Source organism: Anaerococcus sp. HMSC075B03 (assembly GCF_001815585.1).
Classification (GTDB): domain Bacteria; phylum Bacillota; class Clostridia; order Tissierellales; family Peptoniphilaceae; genus Anaerococcus; species Anaerococcus vaginalis.
The window spans coordinates 1-22,282 of record NZ_KV821168.1; the positions used below are offsets into that span (position 1 = coordinate 1).

Consider the following 22,282-nt stretch of genomic DNA (forward strand, 5'->3'; position numbering starts at 1 on the left):
TTATGATTCATTTTTTTGTATTCCTCCTTAGCAAGTACGCTTATAGTTCCATTATATATATATATATAAATGTCAATTTTCCTACAAAAAAAATGAATCTTTAGTAAAAATTGATAATCAATACTAATGATCTATATGTTATTTCAAAATAGTTAACATTAAAAAAGCACAAAAAAAGAGAGGATTTTTCCTCTCTTTTTATTTTATTTAGCATATTCTATTGCTTTTGATTCTCTAATTACATTAACTTTTATTTGACCAGGATATTCTAATTCATTTTCGATTTTTTGTGCAATCTCTCTAGCAATTACAACCATTTGATCGTCTGATATTTTTTCAGGTTTTATCATTACCCTAAGTTCTCTTCCAGCTTGAACGGCGAAAGTTTTTTCTATACCATCAAATGAATTAGCAATTTCTTCTAAGTTTTCTAGTCTTTTAATATAATTTTCTAAGCTTTCTCTCCTTGCTCCAGGTCTTGCTGCTGAAATTGTATCTGATGCTTGTACTAGGATTGCAGCTATGCAATTAGCTTCTACATCTCCGTGATGGGATTCAATACAATTAATTACATTTTTGTTTTCGCCATATTTTTTGGCAGCTTCGACTCCTATTGATATATGAGTTCCTTCTACTTCATGATCTATGGCTTTTCCTAAATCATGTAATAGGCCTCCTCTTTTAGCATCTTTGTCGTCGAGTCCTAGTTCTTGAGCTAACATTCCAGCGATTTTTGCAACTTCTATGGAATGCTTTAAAACATTTTGTCCATAAGAAGTTCTAAATTTAAGTTTTCCTACAAGTCTTACAAGTTGAGGATGAAGATTGTGTATTCCCACTTCTTCAATTGCTCTTTGTCCGTCTTCAATTATTCTTTGTTCAACTTCATCTTCTGCTTTCATTAGCATTTCTTCGATTCTTGATGGATTTATTCTTCCATCAAGTATTAATCTTTCCAATGCTACTTTAGCTATTTCTCTTCTGATTGGTTCAAATGCAGATATTACTACAGCTTCTGGTGTGTCATCAATTATCATATCTGTTCCTGATAATTGTTCAAAAGCTCTGATATTTCTACCTTCTCTTCCAATTATGCGACCTTTCATTTCATCGTTTGGCAATGATACTACTGTAACTGTACTTTCTGCTACTTCATCAGCCGCATATCTTTGAATTGTTGTTGCTAGAATTTCTGAAGCTAATTTTTTACTTTCATTTTTAGTTTTTTCTTCAAATTCTTTAATGATTTTAGCTTGTTCATGAACAACATCATTCTTTAAGCTTTGAAGTAAAATATCTTTGGCCTCATTTGTTGTAAGTCCAGCAATATCTTGTAACTTCAACTCTTGTTCTTCGATAAGTTTCTCAATTCTGTCTTCTTTTTGTTTTAACTTTTTTTGGTCACTAGAGATTTCATCAGATTTCTTATCTAATAATAAGGATCTTTTGTCTAGACTCTCTTCCTTTTTTAAAAGATGACCTTCTTTTGTAGCAAGTTCATTATTTTTTTTATTAATTTCTTGCTCGCTTTCTTTTTTGCGTTTAGAAATCTCATCTTTAGCACTTATTAGTGCATCTTTTTTTAGAGATTCGGCATCTCTATTTGCTTCATCAATAATTCTTGCAGATAATTCTTCTGCAGAAGAAATTTTTGATTCACCTATTTTTTTTCTACAAAGATAGCCTATAAAAAAAGCTAATATTATGAAGGCGACAGATAGAATAATTTGATTAAAATTCATTTTATCACCTCCTGTAATTAGGATTTTCATCCTATAAATAATTATATCATAAATCTATATTTATACGAAAAAGTTTTTCTAAATTTATTTTTCTTTCATTTGTTTTAGATACATTTTTTTGTATTCTCCATTATTTTGGATTAATTGTTCGTGATTGCCGCTTTCTAAAATTTTGCCGTGTGATAGTACGATAATTTTGTCTACATTTTTTATTGTTGATAATCTATGAGCAACTATAAAAGTTGTTCTGTCTTTTTTTAATTCATTTATACCTTCTTGAATTATTTTTTCGGTTTCTGTATCTATATTTGATGTTGCTTCATCTAAAATCAGAATTTTTGGATCTCTTATATAAGCTCTTGCAAATGATATGAGTTGTTTTTCGCCTTGGCTTAAATTAGATCCATTTTCTAAAACTTTGCTGTCAATACCTCGTTTTAATAATTTTTGTCCACCAACTTTTTTTAATGATTCTATAACTTCTTTATCTGTAAAATCTTCTCCCAAGCTAATATTTTCTTTTATGCTAGCCTTGAATAAAAAAGCATCTTGCAAAACAACCGCCATATCTTTTCTCAATAAATCTCTATTTATTTTATTAATGTTGGTATTTCCTATATATATTTTTCCCTTTCTTGGAAAATAAAAATTTAAAAGCAGATTTATCAAAGTTGATTTGCCCGAACCTGTTTGCCCAACAAAAGCAAGGGATGTTCCATTTTTAACTTCAAATGTAATTCCTTTTATTACATCTTCATTATCATAAGAAAAATAAATATCATCAAAATAAATGTCATTTTCTAAATTTATTTTTTTATTTTCTAATTTTTCCATAGATTTCATTTCTAAAAGTTCAAATATGTGATTTGCTGAGCTTAGAGCATCTTCAACATCTCCAAATCTCATAATTATTGTATTGATATTATTGAAAATTTTAGTTGTATAGTCTATTGCCATATATAAAGAACCTATTGTTACAAAATATATATTTGTAATTGAGCCAAGACCAAAATAAATAAGCACGATTATTATAGCTAAAAATTGAATAATATCCATAGCTCTATAACCTGAATAAGATCTTAATTTGGATAATTTTATATTCAAATCGTATATTTTTTTATTTATATTATCAAATTTTTTGAAAATATAATTTTCTCTATTAAAAACTTGAATGATTTCCATATTTTGAATATATTCATTAATTTTTGCATTGACATCTGCTGTATAGATTTTTATATCTTTTGTATATGCATAAGTTTTATTTAAATAAGTTTTAAATATCAAATACACAATAGGCATGAGTATCAAAAGCATTAAAGCTGCAATTGTATCAGTAAATAAAAGTGTTATATATAGACCAATGATTAATATTAAGGAATTTATAATATCAGAAAACAATAGTTGAAACATTGTTTTTAATTTATTTGTATCATTGGTTATTCTTGATGCGATTTTTCCTGATGGAAGATTATCAAAATAGGAAATTGGAAAAGTTGATACTTTATCATAGACATCTTTTTGTACTTTTGATGCAATTTTATTAGCTGCAATTTGAAAATTAACTCTAGATCTATTTAATAAAATTCCTGACAATACAAAAACGATAAAATATATAAATAATAGTATAGCAATTTTTTTGTAGCTTTGTGGTGTAAGCCTAGATTTTAATACATCATTTATTATAAAAGCAATAATCATAGGTCCGATTATTTCAAGTATAGTTCGCAAAAAAGAAAAAATAAATCCAATAAGCAAAGACTTTTTTTCATCTAATGCGTAAGTTTTTAATTTATTATAATTTTTCTTTTCATTTGCCTTAATCATACATATCACCTAAAATTTGATTTTCATATTGTTTTTTATACCATTTGTCATTTTTCATTAACTCATAATGATTTCCCTTTTCAACAATTTTTCCATCTTCTAAAACAATAATTTCATCACAATTTTGCACTTGGCTTATCCTATGAGCAACTATAATTGTTGTTTTATTGTTCCTATATTTATTTAAATTTGTAATAATATTTTTTTCAGTATTGGCATCAACAGCACTCATAGCATCATCTAGGATTAAAATTTCTGGATTTTTTAATACAGCTCTTGCAATAGACAATCTTTGTTTTTGTCCACCTGATAATGAAACTCCTTTTTCTCCAGTAATAGTTTCAAGACCTTCAGGAAAATCATCTATATCTTTTTTAAAATCTGCTATTTCTATTGCCGAATTCAACTCTTCATCACTGGCATCTTCTTTTGCAAATAAGATATTATTTCTTAAAGTATCTGAAAAAATCATATTTTCTTGTGGAACATACCCAAGATTTTCCTTAAAACTTTTAAAAGAAATATCTGATGAAATATCATCATTAAAATATATATCAGATTTATCAACCTTATATAAGTCTAAAATTTGTTTAATCAGAGTAGTTTTGCCTGATGAAGTTTTTCCTAAAATCCCCAAAGATTTAGAATTTTTTATAGATAAGTTTATTTCGTTTAATATATTTTCTTTTGAACTTGGATATTTAAAATTATGATTATCAAATTTTATATCCAATGGGAAATTGACGCTTTTTTTATTATCTGTATTTTTTATTTCCTCTTTATAATTTAAAGTTTCATCTATCCTATCCATAGCAGCGCTAGCTTGCTCTTTTAAATTTATAAAATCTCCTAGAGCATACATTGGCCAAACTAGCATATTTAAATAATAAGTAAAAGAAACAATTTGACCTATAGAAATTTTTCCTAAACTCATTAAATATGAGCCAAATCCTATTGCTATAATAAAAGTAAGTGAAGTTATAATTCTTTCTACAGGAGCTAAAAGTGCTTGATATTTTGCAAGAATTATATTGTTTGTAGCTAATTCATCAGCATTTTTATAAAATATTTTCCTTCTATTTTCAACTATATTGAATACCCTAATAAGCCTTATACCTTCTGCATCTTCCAAAACACTATCATTTAACCTATCAAAGGATTGATTTACTTTTTTTGACTTATCGTAAATCTTATCCCCTATTTTAAAATAGATAATAGCAATAAAAGGTAGTGGTAAAATAGAAAGCAAAGTAAGTCTTAAATCGATAGTAAAAATCATAACCAAAATTATACTAAAAGGAAGAATTGTAGCATCTATTAGTGCTAAAGTTCCATAACCTGCCATTATTGATATTTGGGAAATATCATTGGTAGATTTTCCCATAAGAGATCCTGTAGAATTTTTTTCGAAAAATTCTTGGGATTGGTTTAAAAATTTTCTCATTAACTTATTTCTTGCTAAATATTCTATACTTCCACTAGCCTTAAAAACATTATAAGACCATCCCATAGCCAAAAAATATTTTAAAATAACCACAAATATAGTAAAGGATATAATTTTAATAAAATTATTTAAATCAATTGAATTATTGTATATTAAATCAATTAATTTTCCAATAATATATGGCAAAAATAGTGAAACAATATCACTTAATAATAAAAATATAACTCCAATGATATAATATTTCTTATAATACTTGATAAACCATTTAAATTTTTTGTACATACTACCTCTTAAAATTAAAGAGCTGTTAATTTTAAAATATTTGTTAATAATTTAAAATTAAATAACAGCCCTTGTCTTATTTATTATGTTTATGTTTTATAATTTTAGCTGGAGCTCCTACTGCAGTACAATCATCTGGCACATCATCTAAAACTACAGAATTTGCACCAATTTTACAAAAATTACCTATGGTGATATTTCCCAATAAAATTGCACCTGCTCCAATTAAAACATTATTACCAACAGTTGGATGTCTTTTTACTCTTGCATTTTTCAAACCACCTAGGGTAACTCCATGATACATTAACACATCATCGCCAATTTCAGCAGTTTCTCCGATTACAACACCCATTCCATGATCTATATAACATCTTCTTCCAATCTTAGCACCAGGATGGATTTCAATGCCGGTTTCTCTTCTAGCTTTTTGACTAATCTCATTTGCCTTAGAAAATTCTCCTTGTAAATATAATTTGTGTGCCTCAAAATGAGCTAATAAAGCCTTAATTCCTGGAGAAAATCTCAAAGCATCTTCTTCCTTAGTTAAGGCAGGATCTTTTTCTAAAGCCGCCTTAACTAATTCATCTTTATATTCTTCAAAAGTCATATTATTCTATATTATATAATTCTGTTGATAAATATCTTTCGCCTGTATCTGGCAAAACAGTAACAACCTTTTTACCTTCGCCTAGCTTATCAGCAATTTCTATTGCACCACATACATTAGCTCCTGAAGAAATTCCAACAGCTAAGGCTTCGTTTTTAGCTAAGTATCTAGACATTTTTATAGCATCATCGCCTTTAACATCAACAATTCCATCTATTAAATCAAAATCTAAATTTTTAGGAATAAAGTTTCCACCGATTCCTTGGATTTTATGACCTGATGCTTTACCACCTGATAATAAAGGACTTTCTGCTGGTTCAATTGCAAAAATCTTTACATTTTTATTATTTTCTTTTAGTCTTTTGCCAACTCCTGTTACAGTTCCACCAGTTCCAACTCCAGCAATAAAAGCATCTGGAGATATTTCATTTAAAATTTCAACACCAGTTGTTTCGTAATGAGCCTTTATATTAGCAGGGTTTGAGAATTGGTCTGGCATAAAATATCCGTCTTTTTTTGATAATTCTATAGCCTTATCAACTGATCCTTGAAGACCATTTTCTGTTGTCCTTATTACTTCAGCTCCGTAGGCTTGAGCAAGTTTTGATCGTTCTATACTCATTGAGCTTGGCATAGTTAATATACATTTATATCCTTTTGCAGCAGCAAGGGCAGCAAGAGCTAGGCCCGTATTTCCACTAGTAGGTTCTACAATTGTATCGCCTTTTTTTAGTTTTCCATTTTTTTCTGCTTCTTCTATCATATACAAAGCTATTCTATCTTTGATAGAGCCTGCTATATTATTTTTTTCAACTTTTACATAAATATCTGCTCTACCTTCTTTTTTCAAGGAATTTAATTTTAATAATGGAGTATTTCCAATTATTTCTTTTGCGTTATTATAAATTTTCATTAATTCTCCTTTCAAAATTATATATAAAAATTTAAAATTTAAAAATCATTTAATTTTTTCAATTGTTAATATTATATAGTAAAAAAATAATCTTTCAAACGATTAAGAAAAAAATCATAGTAAATTACTATGGATTCTTTGTAAAAAAAGAAAGCCAAAAGGCTTTCTTTATAATTTAATTATTAAGCATTCATTTGGCTTTGAACTTCTTTAGCGAAATCTTCTTCTTTTTTCTCTAAACCTTCGCCAACTTCAAATCTAGCAAATCTTCTGATTTTGATGTTTTCTCCTACATTATTTGCAGTATCTCTTAGATATTGTTCTATTGTAAGATCTGGATTTTTGATATATTGTTGATCCATTAAGCATACATCTTTGAAATATTTTTTAAGTCTACCTTCAACTTTTTTGTGAGCAATCATCTCTTTTTTGTCTTCAGGCATATTTGGATTAGCTTCATTCATAGCTTGTTTAATTAATATTTCTTTTTGTTCTGCTACATCTTTTTCATCAGCGTCTTCTTCTGAAATGTATAGTGGATTTAAAGCAGCTATATGCATAGCTATATTTTTTGCAAATTCTTTAACTGTGTCTGTATTTGCTGAAAAATCTGTTTCAGTATTGATTTCAACGATTACACCAATTTTATCGTTGTGAATGTATGAACCAATAATTCCTTCAGCAGCAATTCTATCAGCTTTTTTATCTAAAGTAGCTTGTCCTTTTTCTTTTAATAGTTTTATAGCATCATCTATATTACCATCAGTTTCAGTTAAAGCTTTTTTACAATCCATCATTCCTGCGCCAGTTTTTTCTCTTAATTCTTTTACTAATTTTGCACTTACTGCCATGATATCCTCCTAATTATTCCTCAATAGATTCTTCTTGATCGTTTTCTTCTAAATCTTCTGATTCTGTTTCTTCTTCATCACTTTCTTCAAAGTCTTCTTCGCTTACTGCGAATTCACTACCTTGATTTCCTTCTATTACAGCATCAGCCATTAAAGAAGTAATAAGTTTTACAGCTCTTATAGCATCGTCATTTCCAGGAATAGCAATATCTACTACATCTGGATCACAGTTTGTATCTACAATTGAAATAACTGGAATACCTAAGATTCTAGCTTCGTGAACTGCTATTTGTTCATTTGATGGATCCACAACAAATAATACATCTGGTAAATCTTCCATATCTTTGATTCCGCCAAGATTTTTTTCTAATTTATCCATTTCTTTGTTGTATTGTAGAACTTCTTTTTTTGGTAAAAGATCAAATGTTCCATCTTCTTCCATTGTTTCATATTTTTTAAGTTTGTTTACACTATTTCTAATTGTGTTAAAGTTTGTCAACATACCACCTAACCATCTGTTAGATACATAGTATTGACCACATCTTTTAGCTTCTTGTTCAATTGAATCTTGAGCTTGTTTTTTTGTTCCTACAAATAAAACTGTTCCACCTTCACTAGCAATATCTCTAATTGTTTCGTAAGCTTTTTCAATTTGATTTGCAGTTTTTGCTAAATCTATAATATAGATTCCATTTCTTTCTGTGAAGATGAATTTTTTCATTTTTGGGTTCCATCTTCTTGTTTGGTGACCAAAATGTACACCAGCCTCTAATAATTTTTTCATTGATACTATTGACATATATCTTACCTCCGTTTATTTTCTTCCATCTTTTTCTACTAGATTTTAAACTAATTAAATTAGCAACGCAAACCTATCCAAAGATGTGCATAGTACTTATGTAATATACCATAAATTATAATATATTACAAGTTTATTCGAACATTGCTTCAACAAATGATTTAGAATCAAATTTTTCTAAATTATTTATTCCTTCTCCTACACCAATATACTTAACAGGAACTTCAAGTTCAACTTGTAATGGGAAAATCACACCACCTTTTGCAGTTCCATCTAGTTTTGTTAAAATCAATCCTGTAATATCGCAAACATTTTTAAATTCTCTAAGTTGACTTATTGCATTTTGTCCTGTAGTTGCATCTAAAACTAATAAATTTTCTCTATTTGCATTATTAGCATGAGTTGAAATTGTTCTATTTATTTTTTCTAATTCATTCATTAGATTTTTTTTGTTGTGAAGTCTTCCTGCTGTATCACAAATCAAGACATCAGACTTATTTGCTTTTGCTGCTTGGATTGCATCAAAAATTACTGCTGATGGATCTGATCCTTCTTTGTGAGCAATCATTTGTGTATTTGATTGTTTTGCCCATGAATCAAGTTGCTCAATTGCTGCTGCCCTAAATGTATCGGCAGCTGCTAAAGTTACTTTGTATCCATCTTTTTTCAAGTTATTGGCAAGTTTTCCTATAGTAGTTGTTTTACCAACTCCATTAACCCCTATAACTAAAATTACTGTTAGCTTATCTTTTGAAATATTTAATTTATTTTCAAGATTTTTTTCATCTAATTTTTTTTCCATAATTTCTTTTAGCAAAGGAAAAATTTCATCAGCATTTTTAACTGATTTTTCTTTAATTTCATATTTTAATTGGTCAACTATTTCAATAGTTGATTTCATACCGATATCTGCTGATATTAAAATTTCTTCTAATTCATCATATAAGTCATCATCAATTTTTACATTTGCAGTAAATAAGTTTTTAAGTTTTGAGGAAAATTGCTCTCTTGTTTTTGATAAACCCTTTGATAATTTAGTAAAAAATCCTAATTCTTCTTCGGTATCATCATCTTGTAATTGTTTAAAATTTTCATTTTGAAAATTTTCTTCTATAGTTGTAGTTTCTTCAAGTCCGATTTCTTGTATTTTTTCATTTTCTTCGCTTTTTTCTAAATTATTTTCATCTGATAGATTTTTTTTGATATTTTCTTTTTCATCATTCTTTTTTTTCTTAAAAAAATCAAACATTTTTTCTCCTTAATTTATATCACTTGGATTTAGTGCTATCAATATGCTTGTGTCTTTGCTTTTACTTATAAAGTAATTTTTAAGTCTTGTAAGAAAATCAGATATTTTTTCTAATTTTTCCTCATTCGTTTTAATAATTATATTATATCTATATTTATTATTTATACGAGAAATTTTGCATGGATTTGGACCTATTATTTTAACATCCAAATCTTTTTCATATTCTAAATCAAGATAATATTTTATTTTTTTCGATATGTCTATGCATTTTATTCTCGACTTGTTTAATACTTTAATAGTAATCAAATTTACAAATGGTGGATAATCGAAAGCTTTTCTTGCTTCTATCTCATATTTATAAAATCTTTCGTAATCATTTTTACTTGCTGCATTTATTACAAAATTATCTGGCCTATAGGTTTGTATTATCACTTCGCCTTTTTTATCTGCCCTTCCTGCTCTTCCTGAAACTTGGGTTAAAAGTTGAAAACTTGTTTCGTAAGCTGTGTAATCATTAAGATTTAAAGATAAATCAGCACTAATAATTCCAACTAAGGTTACATTTTCAAAATCAAGACCTTTTGCTATCATTTGTGTCCCAATAAGAATATCAACTTTTTTTTCTTTCATATTCTTATACATTTTTTCATAAGTTTTTTTATTTTTTGCTGTCATTGAATCCATTCTTATGATATTTGCTTTTGGAAACAATACTTTAATTTCTTCTTCCAATTTTTCAGTCCCTGCACCAAATTCTTTAATTTTATTTGAGCCACAAGAAGGACAAATATGAGGTTGGTTTTTTGTTCTTCCACAATAATGACATACTAATTTGGATACATTTTTGTGGTAGGTCATAGAAACATCACATGCTTCACACTTTATTACGTATCCACACTGCCTGCAAAAAGTAAAGGAATTATGTCCTATTTTATTCAAAAATAAAATTGTTTGCTCTTTATTTTTTAGTTTTTCTTTAATTTTTTCATATAGTAAAGAGCTTATCATTGAATAATTTGAACTTTTCAATTCTTCTCTCATATCAACAATGTTTACTTTTGGAAGTTTTCCATTTACTCTATTTTTTAGTTCAAGTAATTTATAGTCTCCATCTAGAGCTTTAGTCATAGTTTTAATAGATGGAGTGGCTGATGCAAATATTAAAGTTGCCTTGTTGTATTTTTTTCTAAATAAGGCCAACTCATCAGTATGAAATTTTGGATCTTGGGAAGATATATAACTTTTGTCGTGTTCTTCGTCAATTATAATTAGACCAAGATTTTTAAATGGAGCGAAAATTGCACTTCTTGCTCCTACTACAATTTTAACTTCTCCATTTTTAATCATTCTCCACTGTTGAAATCTTTCTTTTTGACTTAGCCTTGAGTGCATTATAGCAATTTTTTGCTTAAATCTTCCTTGAAATCTCTCTATAGTCTGAGGAGTTAATGATATTTCTGGAACAAGAATTATTGAATCTTTTCCCTTTTTTAGGTTTTCTTCTACAATTTGTAAAAAAACTTCAGTTTTTCCGCTTCCAGTAACTCCCTTTAATAAATAAGATTCGTTAGGATTTTTTATAATTTTATTAAAGGCTTGACCTTGCTCGTGATTTAATGAGAATTTGCCATAACTTATTATTTCTTTAACCAAAGATTCATTTACTTCTATTTTTTTAATTTTTACAATATTTTTCTTAACAAGAGAATCTAAAGAACTTTTACTTGAGTTTGTCTTACTTAATACATTTTTATAATCTGCATTTTTATTATTCTTGAGATAATTAATAATTTCTATTTGTTTTTTGGCATTTTTTGGAATTTTAATTTCCATATAATTTTCAGATAGACTAAGTAAGTATTTATAATTAATATTTTGATTTGAATTAATGTCAAAATAAGAATCTATTAGTTTATTTTTTTTATATTTTCTTAAAGTATCTATATCTAACCCATAATTATTAATTAAATCTTCCAAAGACTTTTTATCTTCTAAAATTTTATATAGCTTATCTTTTTTATCCAAATTTTTTGTTTTATAAAAATATTCTTTGATTTCTTTAATATTTCCAGGTGGTAAGACTTGTTTTATACATGCTCTTAAAGGAGAAAGATACCTTTTATTCATAAAAAAAGCTAAATTAATTAATTCATCATCTACGAGATTTTTTGAATCAATAATATCTACAATATCTTTTATTTCAAAGTTTTCATTCAAATTTTCCACTATATCGTAAACAAAGGCAATAGTATTCTTATTGCCTTTGCCAAATGGGACAATAACCCTCATCCCTTTTTTTATTTTATTTTTAAATTTATCAGGTATGTGATAAGTAAAAGATTTATCCAAAAATCTACTTTTACTATCAAGTATTACATAACAAAACAAATTATCACCTAAACCAAAAGATCCAAAATTTTATTAGCTAATTCTTTTTTTGTCATTATATCAAGTTTTTCAACCTTATCCTTTGAAAGAATTGATGCAATATTTGTATCTACATCAAAACCTGCGCCCTTCTTTTTCAAATCATTAGCTATAATATAATCTGCCTTTTTTGATTCTAATTTTATTTTTGCATTTTTTATAAGGTCATCTGTTTCTGCAGCAAAACCAATCAAAACTTGTTTATCTTTTTTATTTCCAAAATATTTTAATATATCAACATTTTCAATCAATTCTAGATTTAAATTATCGCCATTTTTTTTGATTTTTTTATCGCTTACTTCTCTAACCTTATAATCTGTAGGAGCAGCTGACATAATTAAGGCATCACAATCATCAAATTCTTTATCAATTGCTTCTTTTAATTCTAAATTAGTTCTAATATTGATTTTATCAATTCCATTTGTCTTAATAGGATTTACAGGACCAGATACTAATTTAACATCAGCACCTCTTTTGAAAGCTTCTATGGCTATATTATATCCCATTTTACCACTAGATTTATTTGTTATAAATCTTACATAATCAATTGGCTCTACAGTTGGTCCAGCAGAAACAATAATTTTTTTTCCCTTTAAATCTTTTTTTGTAAAATAATAATCAAGGTATCTTACAATATTTTCAGGTTCTTCCATTCTCCCATCTCCTCTTGTATCGCAAGCAAGAAGTCCTGAATTTGGATTAATTATATGTACTCCTCTTTCTTTAATTGTTTTAAGATTATTTTGAGTTGCCTTATTGTTTAACATATTTGTATTCATAGTAGGAGCTACAATTATGTCTTTATCACAAGCTAAAAGTGAGGCTGTAAGCATATTATCTGCAATGCCATAAGTCATTTTAGCAAGCGTATTTGCACTTAATGGTGCAACCAAAAAAACATCTGCCCATTTTGGAAGCTCAATGTGATGAACCTTCTCATGACTTCCTTCAAACATATCAGAATAGACAAGACATTTTCCCATAGTTTCAAAAGACAAAGGACTAACAAATTCACAAGCAGCCTTTGTCATAATAATTTTTAAGTTTGCTCCTTCTTTTTTTAATCTTGAGCAAAGATCTAAAACTTTATAAGCGGCTATTCCCCCACTAACACCTAGGAGAATATTTTTACCCTTAATCATTTTTTTCTACTTTTCCTTCCATTATTTCATGTAAAGCTTGAGTTACAGGTTTATCTTCTACTTCTTTAGTCAATAAATCTGAACCATTTACAATTCTTCTTGCTCTTTTTGCAGCCATCATGCAAATTTCGTATCTACTTGAACTTATTTCTGATAATTCTTTAAAAGATGGATTATTCATATTTACTCCTTTTCAAAATCTATTTCTTCTCTAAAAACTTTATGTTTTTCTGCATTAATAATTTCATTTACTAAATTTATAGCAGAATTCAAATGATCATTTACAACCAAGTAATCATAATCTTTTATATAAGATAATTCTTTTCTTGCATTATGCATCCTTAGATTGATGTCACTTTCTGTTTCAGTTCCCCTATTAACAATTCTATTTTTTAGTTCACTAAGGCTAGGAGGCGCTAGAAAAATATATACTCCATTATCAATATTTTTCTTAACATTTAATGCTCCTTGAACATCTATTTCTAAAATTACTATCTTACCTTCATTGATTTTTTCTTCGACGAAGTCTTTAGGTGTACCGTAATAATTATCGTGAACTTTAGCATATTCCAAAAATTTATCTTCTTCAATCATTTTTTCAAATTCTTCATGACTCTTAAAAAAATAGCTTACTCCTTCTATTTCCCCAGGTCTTTGTTTCCTAGTAGTCACAGAAACTGAATAAACTAAGTTTTTTTGTGTATTCATAAGGTCATGCAATACTGTTCCTTTACCTACACCTGAAGGTCCAGATATTACTAATAAAAATCCTTTTTTCATCGTGCCTCCTTATTACTACTATTTTACATTATGCAAAAATTTAGTTCAAGTATATTATTCTGATATAATATAAATATAAAAATTAAAGAGGTGATTTAATGAGTTACGATGGTTTAGTAACAAAAGCCATAACTTTTGAGATAAAAAAATTATTGCTTGGAGGAAAAATCCAAAAAATTAGCCAACCTTCCAAAAATGATATTATTTTAAATATATATTCTGTTGGAAAAAGCTACAAATTATTATTAAGTGCAAATAATAATGAGGCAAGAGTTCATATTACAGAAAGAAAATATGAAAATCCTATAAGCCCTCCTAATTTTTGTATGGTTTTAAGAAAATATTTAAATCAAAGTAAAATTGTTGATATTGAACAATACAAAATGGATAGGGTTATTATTTTTCATATATCTTCAGTCGATGAAATGGGTTTTGATATTTCAAATAAATTAATAGTAGAAATAATGGGAAAATATTCCAATATAATACTAACAGATGAAAATTATAAAATAATAGATTCGATTAAAAGAGTAAATTTTAAAATGTCATCAGTTAGAGAAATCTTGCCAGGTCTAGAATATAAATTTATAAAAAGCAATAAAATTAACATTTTAGAATCAGATTTTTCACTTGATATTTTAAAATTAGATAAAAACATAGCAGATAATCAAAATCCAGAAAAACTTTTATATGAAAATTATTTAGGATTTTCCCCTACAATTGCCAAAGAGCTAATATACAAATCAAATATTGATCCTAGAATAAATTGGGGACTTGTAAGTGAAGATGAAAAACAATTGCTTAATGATAATCTATATGAACTTAGAAGTTCATTAATTAATAATACCTACAGCCCAGTTTTATATAAAAATAGTAGAAAATATAAGGAATTTTATTCCTTTGATTTATCTGGTCTTGGATTTGAAAAAATATTATGCAAATCTATGAGTAATGCTATTGAAAATTTTTATGAATCAAACAAATCCAATGATAGACTTAGACAAATTAAAAATAATTTATTAAGAAAAATAAATAGTCAAATAAAATTAGTTAATAAAAAAATAGAAATTTTAAATAAAAATCTAAGCAAAGAAAAAAATATGGATTCTATAAGAATGAAAGGCGATTTACTAGCAGCAAATGTAAATAAATTAAACAAAGGCTATAAAGAAATAATTTTAAAAGATTTTTATAATAACAATAAAGATATAAAAATAAGCCTAGATTCTAGAAAAAATCCATGGGAGAATGTTGATAGTTACTATAAAAGATACAAAAAAATTAAAAATTCCATAGATTTTGCAAAAGATGATCTTCCAAAGCAAAAAGACTTATTAGAGTATTTAAATCAAGTATGTGATTTTGTTGAAAGAAGCGAAAGCATAAGTGATTTAGATGAGATAAAAGAAGAACTAATTGAAAATAAAATAATTAAAAATACAAGTAGAAATAAGAAAAAAACTAAAGCCAAATCAAAACCTATGCAGTTTAAAACTGTGGATAATAGTAATATATATGTTGGAAAAAATTCAAGACAAAATGACTATATTACTTTAAAACTTGCAAATAAAAATGATTATTTTTACCACGTAAGAAATGCTCCAGGAAGTCACGTTATTTTAAAAACCAATTTATTAAATGAAAATGATATAAAAATAGCCTCCTACCTTGCTGCATCCAACTCGTCACAAGCTAAATCAAATAAAGTTGATGTTGACTACACAGAAAAAAAGAATGTGAACAAGGCAAAGGGAGCTAAACCTGGTATGGTTTATTATGAAAATTTCAAAACGGTAACCGTAAATATGGATGAGAATCCAAAAAACTTATATGAAAAAATAAAATAAATTAAAAAGCCCAGAAAAAAATCTGGGCTTTTAACATATAAAATTGAATTATTATTTATTGTTAACTGCTTCTTTAAGAGTTTTACCAGCTTTAAATACTGGAGCTTTTGAAGCTGGAATTTTGATAACTTCATCAGGTTTTCTAGGATTTCTTCCTTCTCTAGCTTTTCTGTCTCTAGTTTCAAAAGTACCAAATCCTACAAGTTGAACTTTTTCTTCTTTTTTAAGAGATTCTGTTACAGTTTCGATGAAAGCATTTAATGCTCTTTCAGCTTCTACTTTTTTAAGTCCACTTTTTTCTGAGATATTAACTAATAATTCTGATTTATTCATATATCCTCCTTATAAATCAATCTTAATCTATTCTGCTTAACTCTAAGTAAGATTATACATATATATTTTATTTATTTCAAGCGTTTTTCAAATAAAAAGCTTGATATTTGAATTTTTTATAAGATTTTTCAAATAATTATTATATTCGTTTCTTAAATATAATTCTTTTGCATCAAGTAAAAGACTTTTTTTGTTATTATTTATTGAATTAACCATTAAAATTATGTATGAATCTTTGTATTTGAATACATTACTTATTTCATTTGCCTTGGTTAGTGATGATTCTTTAAGCAAATTATCATCGTTATAAACGAACTCAGACCTATAAATATCATAATTTCTAACTTTATTTTTAAGATTATTTTTAAAATCATCAGAATTTTTAATATTAGACCTTATTTTTATAGCTTCTTTTTTATCATCAAAAATCAAGCAATCATACTTATATTTTTTATGGAGATTTTTATTCTCTTCATAATATTTTAAAATTTTAGAATCTTTAACCTTATTATTGTTTAAAAAATAATCATAGTGTTTTTTTCTAATTGAATCTTGATATGAAATTTCTTCAAATTCATCTTCTGTAACACCAAATGACTTTACATTTTCAACTAGTGAATCCTTTGATGAAATTTCTTGGCTTATTTTATCGATTATTTCTTGAGAATCATTTTTTGTTACTTTGATTCCATTTTTTTTCAAATCATTAAGCATAGCTTGATCCATAATTAAAGAATCTAAAAGTTCAGATTCTAATTTTTTATAATTAGAATCTCCCTTTTTAGATTTAGAATCTAAGAATTTATCTCCATATTTTTTTAAATAAAATTTTTGATAATAACTTAATTCTTTTTCAAATAATTCTTTGCTTATTCCTTCATCATTAACAACAGCTACATACTTGTCCTTATCAAATTTTTTTGAACAAGAACTTAGTAAAATTAAAGAAATACTAATTATTGCTATTGGAATTTTCTTTATTATTTTCATCTTTTTTATTATCAGATGTTTTTGATTCTTTTTTTGTTTCCTTCTTTTGAGGACCATCTTCTGTTACTACTTTTGCTTTGTTAAACAGGTCTGTAAGGTAATCAGAATATTTTTTATCATTTAAAGTTTTAGAAATTTCATCTTTTAATGCTTCTGGAGAATCTTTTTTATCTGTAACTTTTATTATATGGTATCCATAAGAAGTTTTAACAGGATCAGAAACTTCGTCTTTTTTCATAGAAAAAGCTTTATCTGCAAATTCTTTAACCATTTTATCTTTAGTAAAGTATCCTAAATCTCCACCTTTTTCTGCATTAGCAGTATCTTTTGAATATTCTTTTGCAAGTTTTGCAAAATCTTCTCCATTATCTAGCTTTTCTTTTACTTGTTTTGCTGTTGCTTCGTCAGCTACTAAAATATGGCTTGCCTTAACTTGAGCTAGAGTATCTTTATTTTCTTCGTAATATTTTTTAATTTGTTTTTCATCTACTGGATTTTTTTCTTCAAACCAAGCTCTGTGTTTTTGATAAATTTCATCTTTTTTAATTGTTTCTTTAAATTTATCACTGCTCATATTATAATCTTCAAGCATTTTATCAAATTTTTCTTGTCCACCAAATTGTTGAACATATTGTAAAAATTTGTCATCAAGAGCTTTATCATCAACTTTTACATTATTTTTTTTCATATCATCTGCTATAAGTTTATCTTGAACTAGCATTTGAACAATTGAAGGTTTTAATTGTTGTCTGCTTGCAAGCATTGCAGAATAAAAACTCATTTCATCTTTATAAGAATCTTTTGTGATTTTTTCGCCACCAACTAATGCTACTGCATCATCTGGTAATTTTTCTCCTTTTGCACTTTCTGAAGTTTGAGTTTCATTTGATCCGTTGTCTTTTTTGTCTTTTGCTCCATCATTAGCACAAGCACTTAATGCAAAACTTGTTGCTAAAACTAAGGCTATAAGTCTTTTGTTCATTTTTTCTCCTTAACATTTTTAATAACTTTTAATAATTCGTAACAGTCTAACAGTTTTGTATTTTTATTTGGTAATTTAAAAGCTGGATTTTGTGAAAGGTCAAATGAAAGTTCTCCGTGATAATTTTCATTAATTTGAGATAATTGCTCAAAAGTAAATTTATTTCTATCGTCATAAGATATTATTATTTCATTTTTTACTTCTCTAATTTCATCAAAACCTAATTTATCAGCAAGGGATTTTACCAATGATACGTACATTATATTGTCAACCATTAATGGAATATCTCCATACCTATCAATCAAATCTTCAACAAGAAAACTATAGTCTTCCAAAGTTTCAATTCTTGATATTCTGGTGTACATTTCTATTTTTTGTCCTTGATCTTCTATATAAGATTCTGGAATATAGGCATCCACTTTCAAGTCAATATATACGTCATTTAAATCGCTAGATTTAAATTCTTTTCCGCTTGCTTTATTAACAGCTTGTTGCAAGAATTTAACATATAAGTCATATCCAATAGCTTCTACTTGCCCACTTTGGCTTTCACCTAAAATATTTCCTGCGCCCCTAAGTTCTAGATCTCTCATAGCAATTTTATAACCACTACCAAAGTCAGAAAAATCTTTAATTGATTTTAATCTTTTTTCACCTATTTCAGTTAATACTTTTCCTTTGGCATAAGTAAAATAAGCATAAGAAGACCTAGATGATCGACCTATTCTTCCTTTCAATTGATAAAGTTGACTAAGTCCCATCATGTCAGAATCATAAACTATAATTGTGTTTACATTTTGTATATCCATACCAGTTTCAATGATTGTTGTGGCAAGAAGTATATCAATATCCCCATTAACAAAATCTTCCATTATTTTTTCAAGATTTTTTGCAGACATTTGCCCATGAGCGATAGCAATATTTGCATCTGGTATTAATTCAACAAGTTCATTGTAAATTTTTTCGATATTATAAACTCTATTATAGACAAAATATACTTGCCCATCCCTATCAAGCTCTTTTTCGATAGCTCTTTTTATAATTGATGAATCATATTCTAATACGTAAGTATTTACAGGAAGCCTTCTTTCTGGAGGTTCATCTAAAGTTGACATATCCCTTATCCCAGTTAATGATAATTGTAAGGTTCTTGGAATTGGTGTAGCAGACAAAGTTAAAACATCAATATTTTCTTTTAATTTTTTTAGCTTGTCTTTATGTCTTACACCAAATCTTTGCTCTTCATCTATAATTAACAAGCCAAGATTTTTAAATTTTATATCATTTGATAGTAACCTATGAGTTCCTACAATAATATCAATTTTACCTGATTTTAAATTTTTTATATTTTTATCTTGTTCTTTTTTACTTACAAATCTAGATAATAAAGCACACTCAACAGGATAATCTTTAAACCTTTCTTTCATTGTAGAATAATGTTGACTTGCAAGAATTGTAGTTGGTACTAAAAAACAAACTTGATAGCCGTCCATTATTGCTTTAAATGCAGCTCTTAAAGCTACTTCAGTTTTTCCATAACCAACATCTCCACAAAGAAGTCTATCCATTGGTTTGATATTTTCCATATCATCTTTAATTTCATTAATTGATCTTACTTGGCTATCTGTTTCTTCATAAATAAAAGATTCTTCAAATTCTTTTTGCCAAGTTGTATCTTCACTAAAGGCATGTCCCTTGGCTTTTGATCTTTTTGCGTAAAGCTCTACCAAATCATCTGCTATTTCATCAACTGCTTTTTTTGCTCTTTGTTTAGCTTTTTTCCATTGATTACTTCCAAGTGATGAAATTTTTGGCTTGTCCCCCTTGTTGCCAATATATTTACTAACTAAATCCATTTGGTCAACAGGAACAAATACTTTATCATTTCCCTTGTATTCAATTACAAAATAATCTTTTTTGGTATTATTTACTTCAATTTTAGATATGCCTTTATATATACCAATACCATTATTTTCATGAACTACATAATCGCCAATTTCTATATCAGAATAATTTATTATATCTTTAGCGCTTACTGGTTTCTTTCTTGTTTTTTTATTTTTAAATTTATCTTTACCAAAAATATCCCTATGAGAATATACATTTATTTTATTATCAGTGAAAATATAACCTCTTGATAAAGAATTTTCAGTTAAGATTATATTGGTATTACTTAAATCAGAATCTAGACCAATAGAAAAATTGTCAATATTATTTTCATTAAAAATTTCTTTTATACTTTCTAGAGATTTTTTATCTGATGCAAAAATAATGGCTTTTTCATTATTTTTAACTAAAGAATTAATATTAAAGATGAAATTTTCAATATTTTTATTAAAATTTTCTTGCTCAATAGATTTTAATTCAATAATTTTTTTTGCTTTTATTATATTATTGTTTTTTAATAAACTTGAAGAATTTATTATAGGATAAGATTTGATATTAGTAAAAATTTTATTTATATCTATTTTAATATTTTTAAATGACGGAAATATTTCCCCATTTTCTAACTGATTTGTAAAATCCAGATCCGATTTTTCCTTATCTTGTGAAAAATTGTCAATTGACCTATTTAAATCTTGAAAAAGAAATATTGAATCTTTATCTAAATAAGCAAAAAAGTCATCAAAATTTTCATTTCTATAGGGAGTAATTAAATCCTCATTTGCAATATATAAACTATCATTGAGATAAGAAATTATTTGATTATATTTATCTTTTAACTTTGTAGAATTACCTGAATCTGATATATTTTTTATATCTTTTTTTATTAATTCAATTACTTTCTTATAATCATTTTTATCATAAATTAACTCTTTTGTTGGTCTAATTATTATTTCATCAATATTTTCAAGAGATCTTTGAGTGTCTTTATCAAAAAATCTTATTGAATCTATTTCTGTATCAAATAATTCTATTCTTATAGGATTATCATATTCTATAGGCCAAAAATCTATTATTGAGCCTCTAATAGAAAATTCTCCTTTTGACTCAACTAATTTTGTAAAATCATAATTTAATTCTATAAATGATTTTTTTACCTCTCTTAAATCTAATTCACTATCAATATCAATTTTAAATGACTTATCTTTAAAAATTTTTCTTGGAGTTAATTTATTTCTTAAGGCATCTAAAGTAGTAGTAATTATAAACTTATCCTCATTAATAAGCTTTGTTAAAACTTCAATTCGATTTATTTCATTATTATTTTCTAAATTTTTAATATTATAGTAGTTAATTTCAGTTGATGGAAAATACATACAAGAATCATCTTGCAATGAATTTATATCATCACACATTAGCTTAGCTTTTTTTTCATTCTCGCAAATAATAATTAATGTTTTTTTTGTATAAGTAAATAGAGTTTGAAAAATATGAGCCTTGCTCTCATCAGTTAGTCCATGTAAAAATATTGGAGATAATTTTTTATAATTTTCAATTATTTCCTTAACTTGACTAATATTATAAATTTCATTAATAAGGCTATTCATTATCTTCAACTAGCCTTTTTGAATTAAACATACTCATAGTTTTTTCTATTCCTTCTTCTAAAATCATCTCTATAGCATCACTTGCAAGCTTTACTTCTTCTTCAATAATTTTTGCTTCTTGTTTTGAAAATCCACTTAATACAAAATTCGCCAAATCCATATATGAAGGTTTCTTTCCAACTGCAACTTTTATTCTTGGAAAATCATCAAATTCTAGATTGTAAATAATTGACTTCATTCCATTATGAGTTCCAGCTGAACCTTTTTTTCTTATTCTAATACTTCCAAAATCAATATCTATATCATCATAAATAACTATAAGTTTATCATGTTCAAAATCAAAATATTTATATATTTCTCTAATAGCTTCTCCTGAATTATTCATATAAGTTTGAGGTTTTACAAGCATAACTTTATGGCCAGAAATTACTCCCTGGCCAATTAAAGATTTAAATTTAATTTTTCTTACATCAATACTATATTTTCTAGCCAAATAATCAATAGTTATAAAGCCAGCGTTATGTCTTGTGTTCTCATACTGTATACCAGGATTACCCAAGCCTACAATATAATACATTT

At 26.6% G+C, this 22,282-nt stretch carries 18 protein-coding genes; 1 reads left to right on the top strand and 17 read right to left on the bottom strand.

The genetic code is table 11. The annotated features are described in order from the left end of the window. Window positions 1-203 precede the first annotated feature (203 nt). The 12 genes from rny to gmk form a co-directional block, all read right to left on the bottom strand. Window positions 204-1,742, bottom strand: coding sequence for a ribonuclease Y (gene rny, locus HMPREF3045_RS01710; RefSeq protein WP_070606687.1), 1,539 nt, complete (start codon window positions 1,740-1,742; stop codon window positions 204-206). Between the two features lie 84 nt (window positions 1,743-1,826). Then, window positions 1,827-3,566 (bottom strand): ABC transporter ATP-binding protein, encoded by a 1,740-nt coding sequence (locus tag HMPREF3045_RS01715; protein ID WP_070736873.1) that lies wholly within the window; start codon window positions 3,564-3,566, stop codon window positions 1,827-1,829. Then, window positions 3,559-5,292, bottom strand: a complete 1,734-nt coding sequence (locus HMPREF3045_RS01720) for an ABC transporter ATP-binding protein (RefSeq protein WP_070736874.1) — start codon at window positions 5,290-5,292, stop codon at window positions 3,559-3,561. Before HMPREF3045_RS01720 ends, HMPREF3045_RS01715 begins: the two co-directional genes overlap by 8 nt. A gap of 76 nt (window positions 5,293-5,368) precedes the next feature. Beyond that, complete coding sequence (gene epsC / locus HMPREF3045_RS01725) at window positions 5,369-5,899, bottom strand: serine O-acetyltransferase EpsC (protein WP_070736875.1); 531 nt, start codon at window positions 5,897-5,899, stop codon at window positions 5,369-5,371. Between the two features lies 1 nt (window position 5,900). Continuing rightward, a complete protein-coding gene (gene cysK / locus HMPREF3045_RS01730) occupies window positions 5,901-6,812 on the bottom strand; it encodes a cysteine synthase A (RefSeq protein ID WP_070736876.1) in 912 nt (303 codons plus the stop codon). Between the two features lie 182 nt (window positions 6,813-6,994). Further along, window positions 6,995-7,666 (bottom strand): translation elongation factor Ts, encoded by a 672-nt coding sequence (tsf, locus tag HMPREF3045_RS01735; protein ID WP_180362997.1) that lies wholly within the window; start codon window positions 7,664-7,666, stop codon window positions 6,995-6,997. Between the two features lie 10 nt (window positions 7,667-7,676). Further along, complete coding sequence (gene rpsB, locus HMPREF3045_RS01740; RefSeq protein WP_070606702.1) at window positions 7,677-8,462, bottom strand: 30S ribosomal protein S2; 786 nt, start codon at window positions 8,460-8,462, stop codon at window positions 7,677-7,679. Window positions 8,463-8,595: 133 nt separating this feature from the next. Beyond that, window positions 8,596-9,711, bottom strand: coding sequence for a signal recognition particle-docking protein FtsY (gene ftsY, locus HMPREF3045_RS01745; protein ID WP_070736877.1), 1,116 nt, complete (start codon window positions 9,709-9,711; stop codon window positions 8,596-8,598). Between the two features lie 9 nt (window positions 9,712-9,720). Further along, entirely contained in the window at window positions 9,721-12,099 is a 2,379-nt protein-coding gene (gene priA / locus HMPREF3045_RS01750; RefSeq protein ID WP_070736878.1) for a primosomal protein N', read from the bottom strand. An 8-nt stretch (window positions 12,100-12,107) separates the two neighbouring features. Further along, the gene (coaBC, locus tag HMPREF3045_RS01755; RefSeq protein WP_070606711.1) at window positions 12,108-13,280 is read right to left on the bottom strand and encodes a bifunctional phosphopantothenoylcysteine decarboxylase/phosphopantothenate--cysteine ligase CoaBC; all 1,173 of its coding nucleotides are present in this window, start codon (window positions 13,278-13,280) and stop codon (window positions 12,108-12,110) included. Further along, a complete protein-coding gene (rpoZ, locus tag HMPREF3045_RS01760; protein WP_004838826.1) occupies window positions 13,273-13,461 on the bottom strand; it encodes a DNA-directed RNA polymerase subunit omega in 189 nt (62 codons plus the stop codon). Before rpoZ ends, coaBC begins: the two co-directional genes overlap by 8 nt. A 2-nt stretch (window positions 13,462-13,463) precedes the next feature. Then, a complete protein-coding gene (gene gmk / locus HMPREF3045_RS01765; RefSeq protein ID WP_004838827.1) occupies window positions 13,464-14,060 on the bottom strand; it encodes a guanylate kinase in 597 nt (198 codons plus the stop codon). A gap of 98 nt (window positions 14,061-14,158) precedes the next feature. Here gmk and HMPREF3045_RS01770 point away from each other — a divergent pair, with 98 nt between their 5' ends. Next, a complete protein-coding gene (locus tag HMPREF3045_RS01770; protein ID WP_070736879.1) occupies window positions 14,159-15,907 on the top strand; it encodes an Rqc2 family fibronectin-binding protein in 1,749 nt (582 codons plus the stop codon). Window positions 15,908-15,958: 51 nt separating this feature from the next. Here the strand turns inward: HMPREF3045_RS01770 and HMPREF3045_RS01775 are convergent, their stop codons facing one another. From HMPREF3045_RS01775 to pth, 5 genes are all read right to left on the bottom strand, one after another. Further along, a complete protein-coding gene (locus HMPREF3045_RS01775) occupies window positions 15,959-16,240 on the bottom strand; it encodes an HU family DNA-binding protein (RefSeq protein WP_004838829.1) in 282 nt (93 codons plus the stop codon). A gap of 87 nt (window positions 16,241-16,327) precedes the next feature. After that, entirely contained in the window at window positions 16,328-17,230 is a 903-nt protein-coding gene (locus HMPREF3045_RS01780; RefSeq protein WP_070736880.1) for a peptidylprolyl isomerase, read from the bottom strand. After that, a complete protein-coding gene (locus HMPREF3045_RS01785) occupies window positions 17,193-18,212 on the bottom strand; it encodes a foldase protein PrsA (RefSeq protein WP_070606719.1) in 1,020 nt (339 codons plus the stop codon). The genes HMPREF3045_RS01780 and HMPREF3045_RS01785 overlap by 38 nt, the downstream gene beginning before the upstream one ends. Next, window positions 18,209-21,703 carry a transcription-repair coupling factor gene (gene mfd, locus HMPREF3045_RS01790; protein ID WP_070736881.1) on the bottom strand — a complete coding sequence of 1,165 codons (3,495 nt, stop codon included), beginning with the start codon at window positions 21,701-21,703 and terminating at the stop codon, window positions 18,209-18,211. The genes HMPREF3045_RS01785 and mfd overlap by 4 nt, the downstream gene beginning before the upstream one ends. Next, window positions 21,696-22,280: an aminoacyl-tRNA hydrolase gene (gene pth / locus HMPREF3045_RS01795; RefSeq protein WP_070736882.1), complete on the bottom strand. Its 585-nt coding sequence runs from the start codon at window positions 22,278-22,280 to the stop codon at window positions 21,696-21,698. The genes mfd and pth overlap by 8 nt, the downstream gene beginning before the upstream one ends. Window positions 22,281-22,282: the final 2 nt, after the last annotated feature.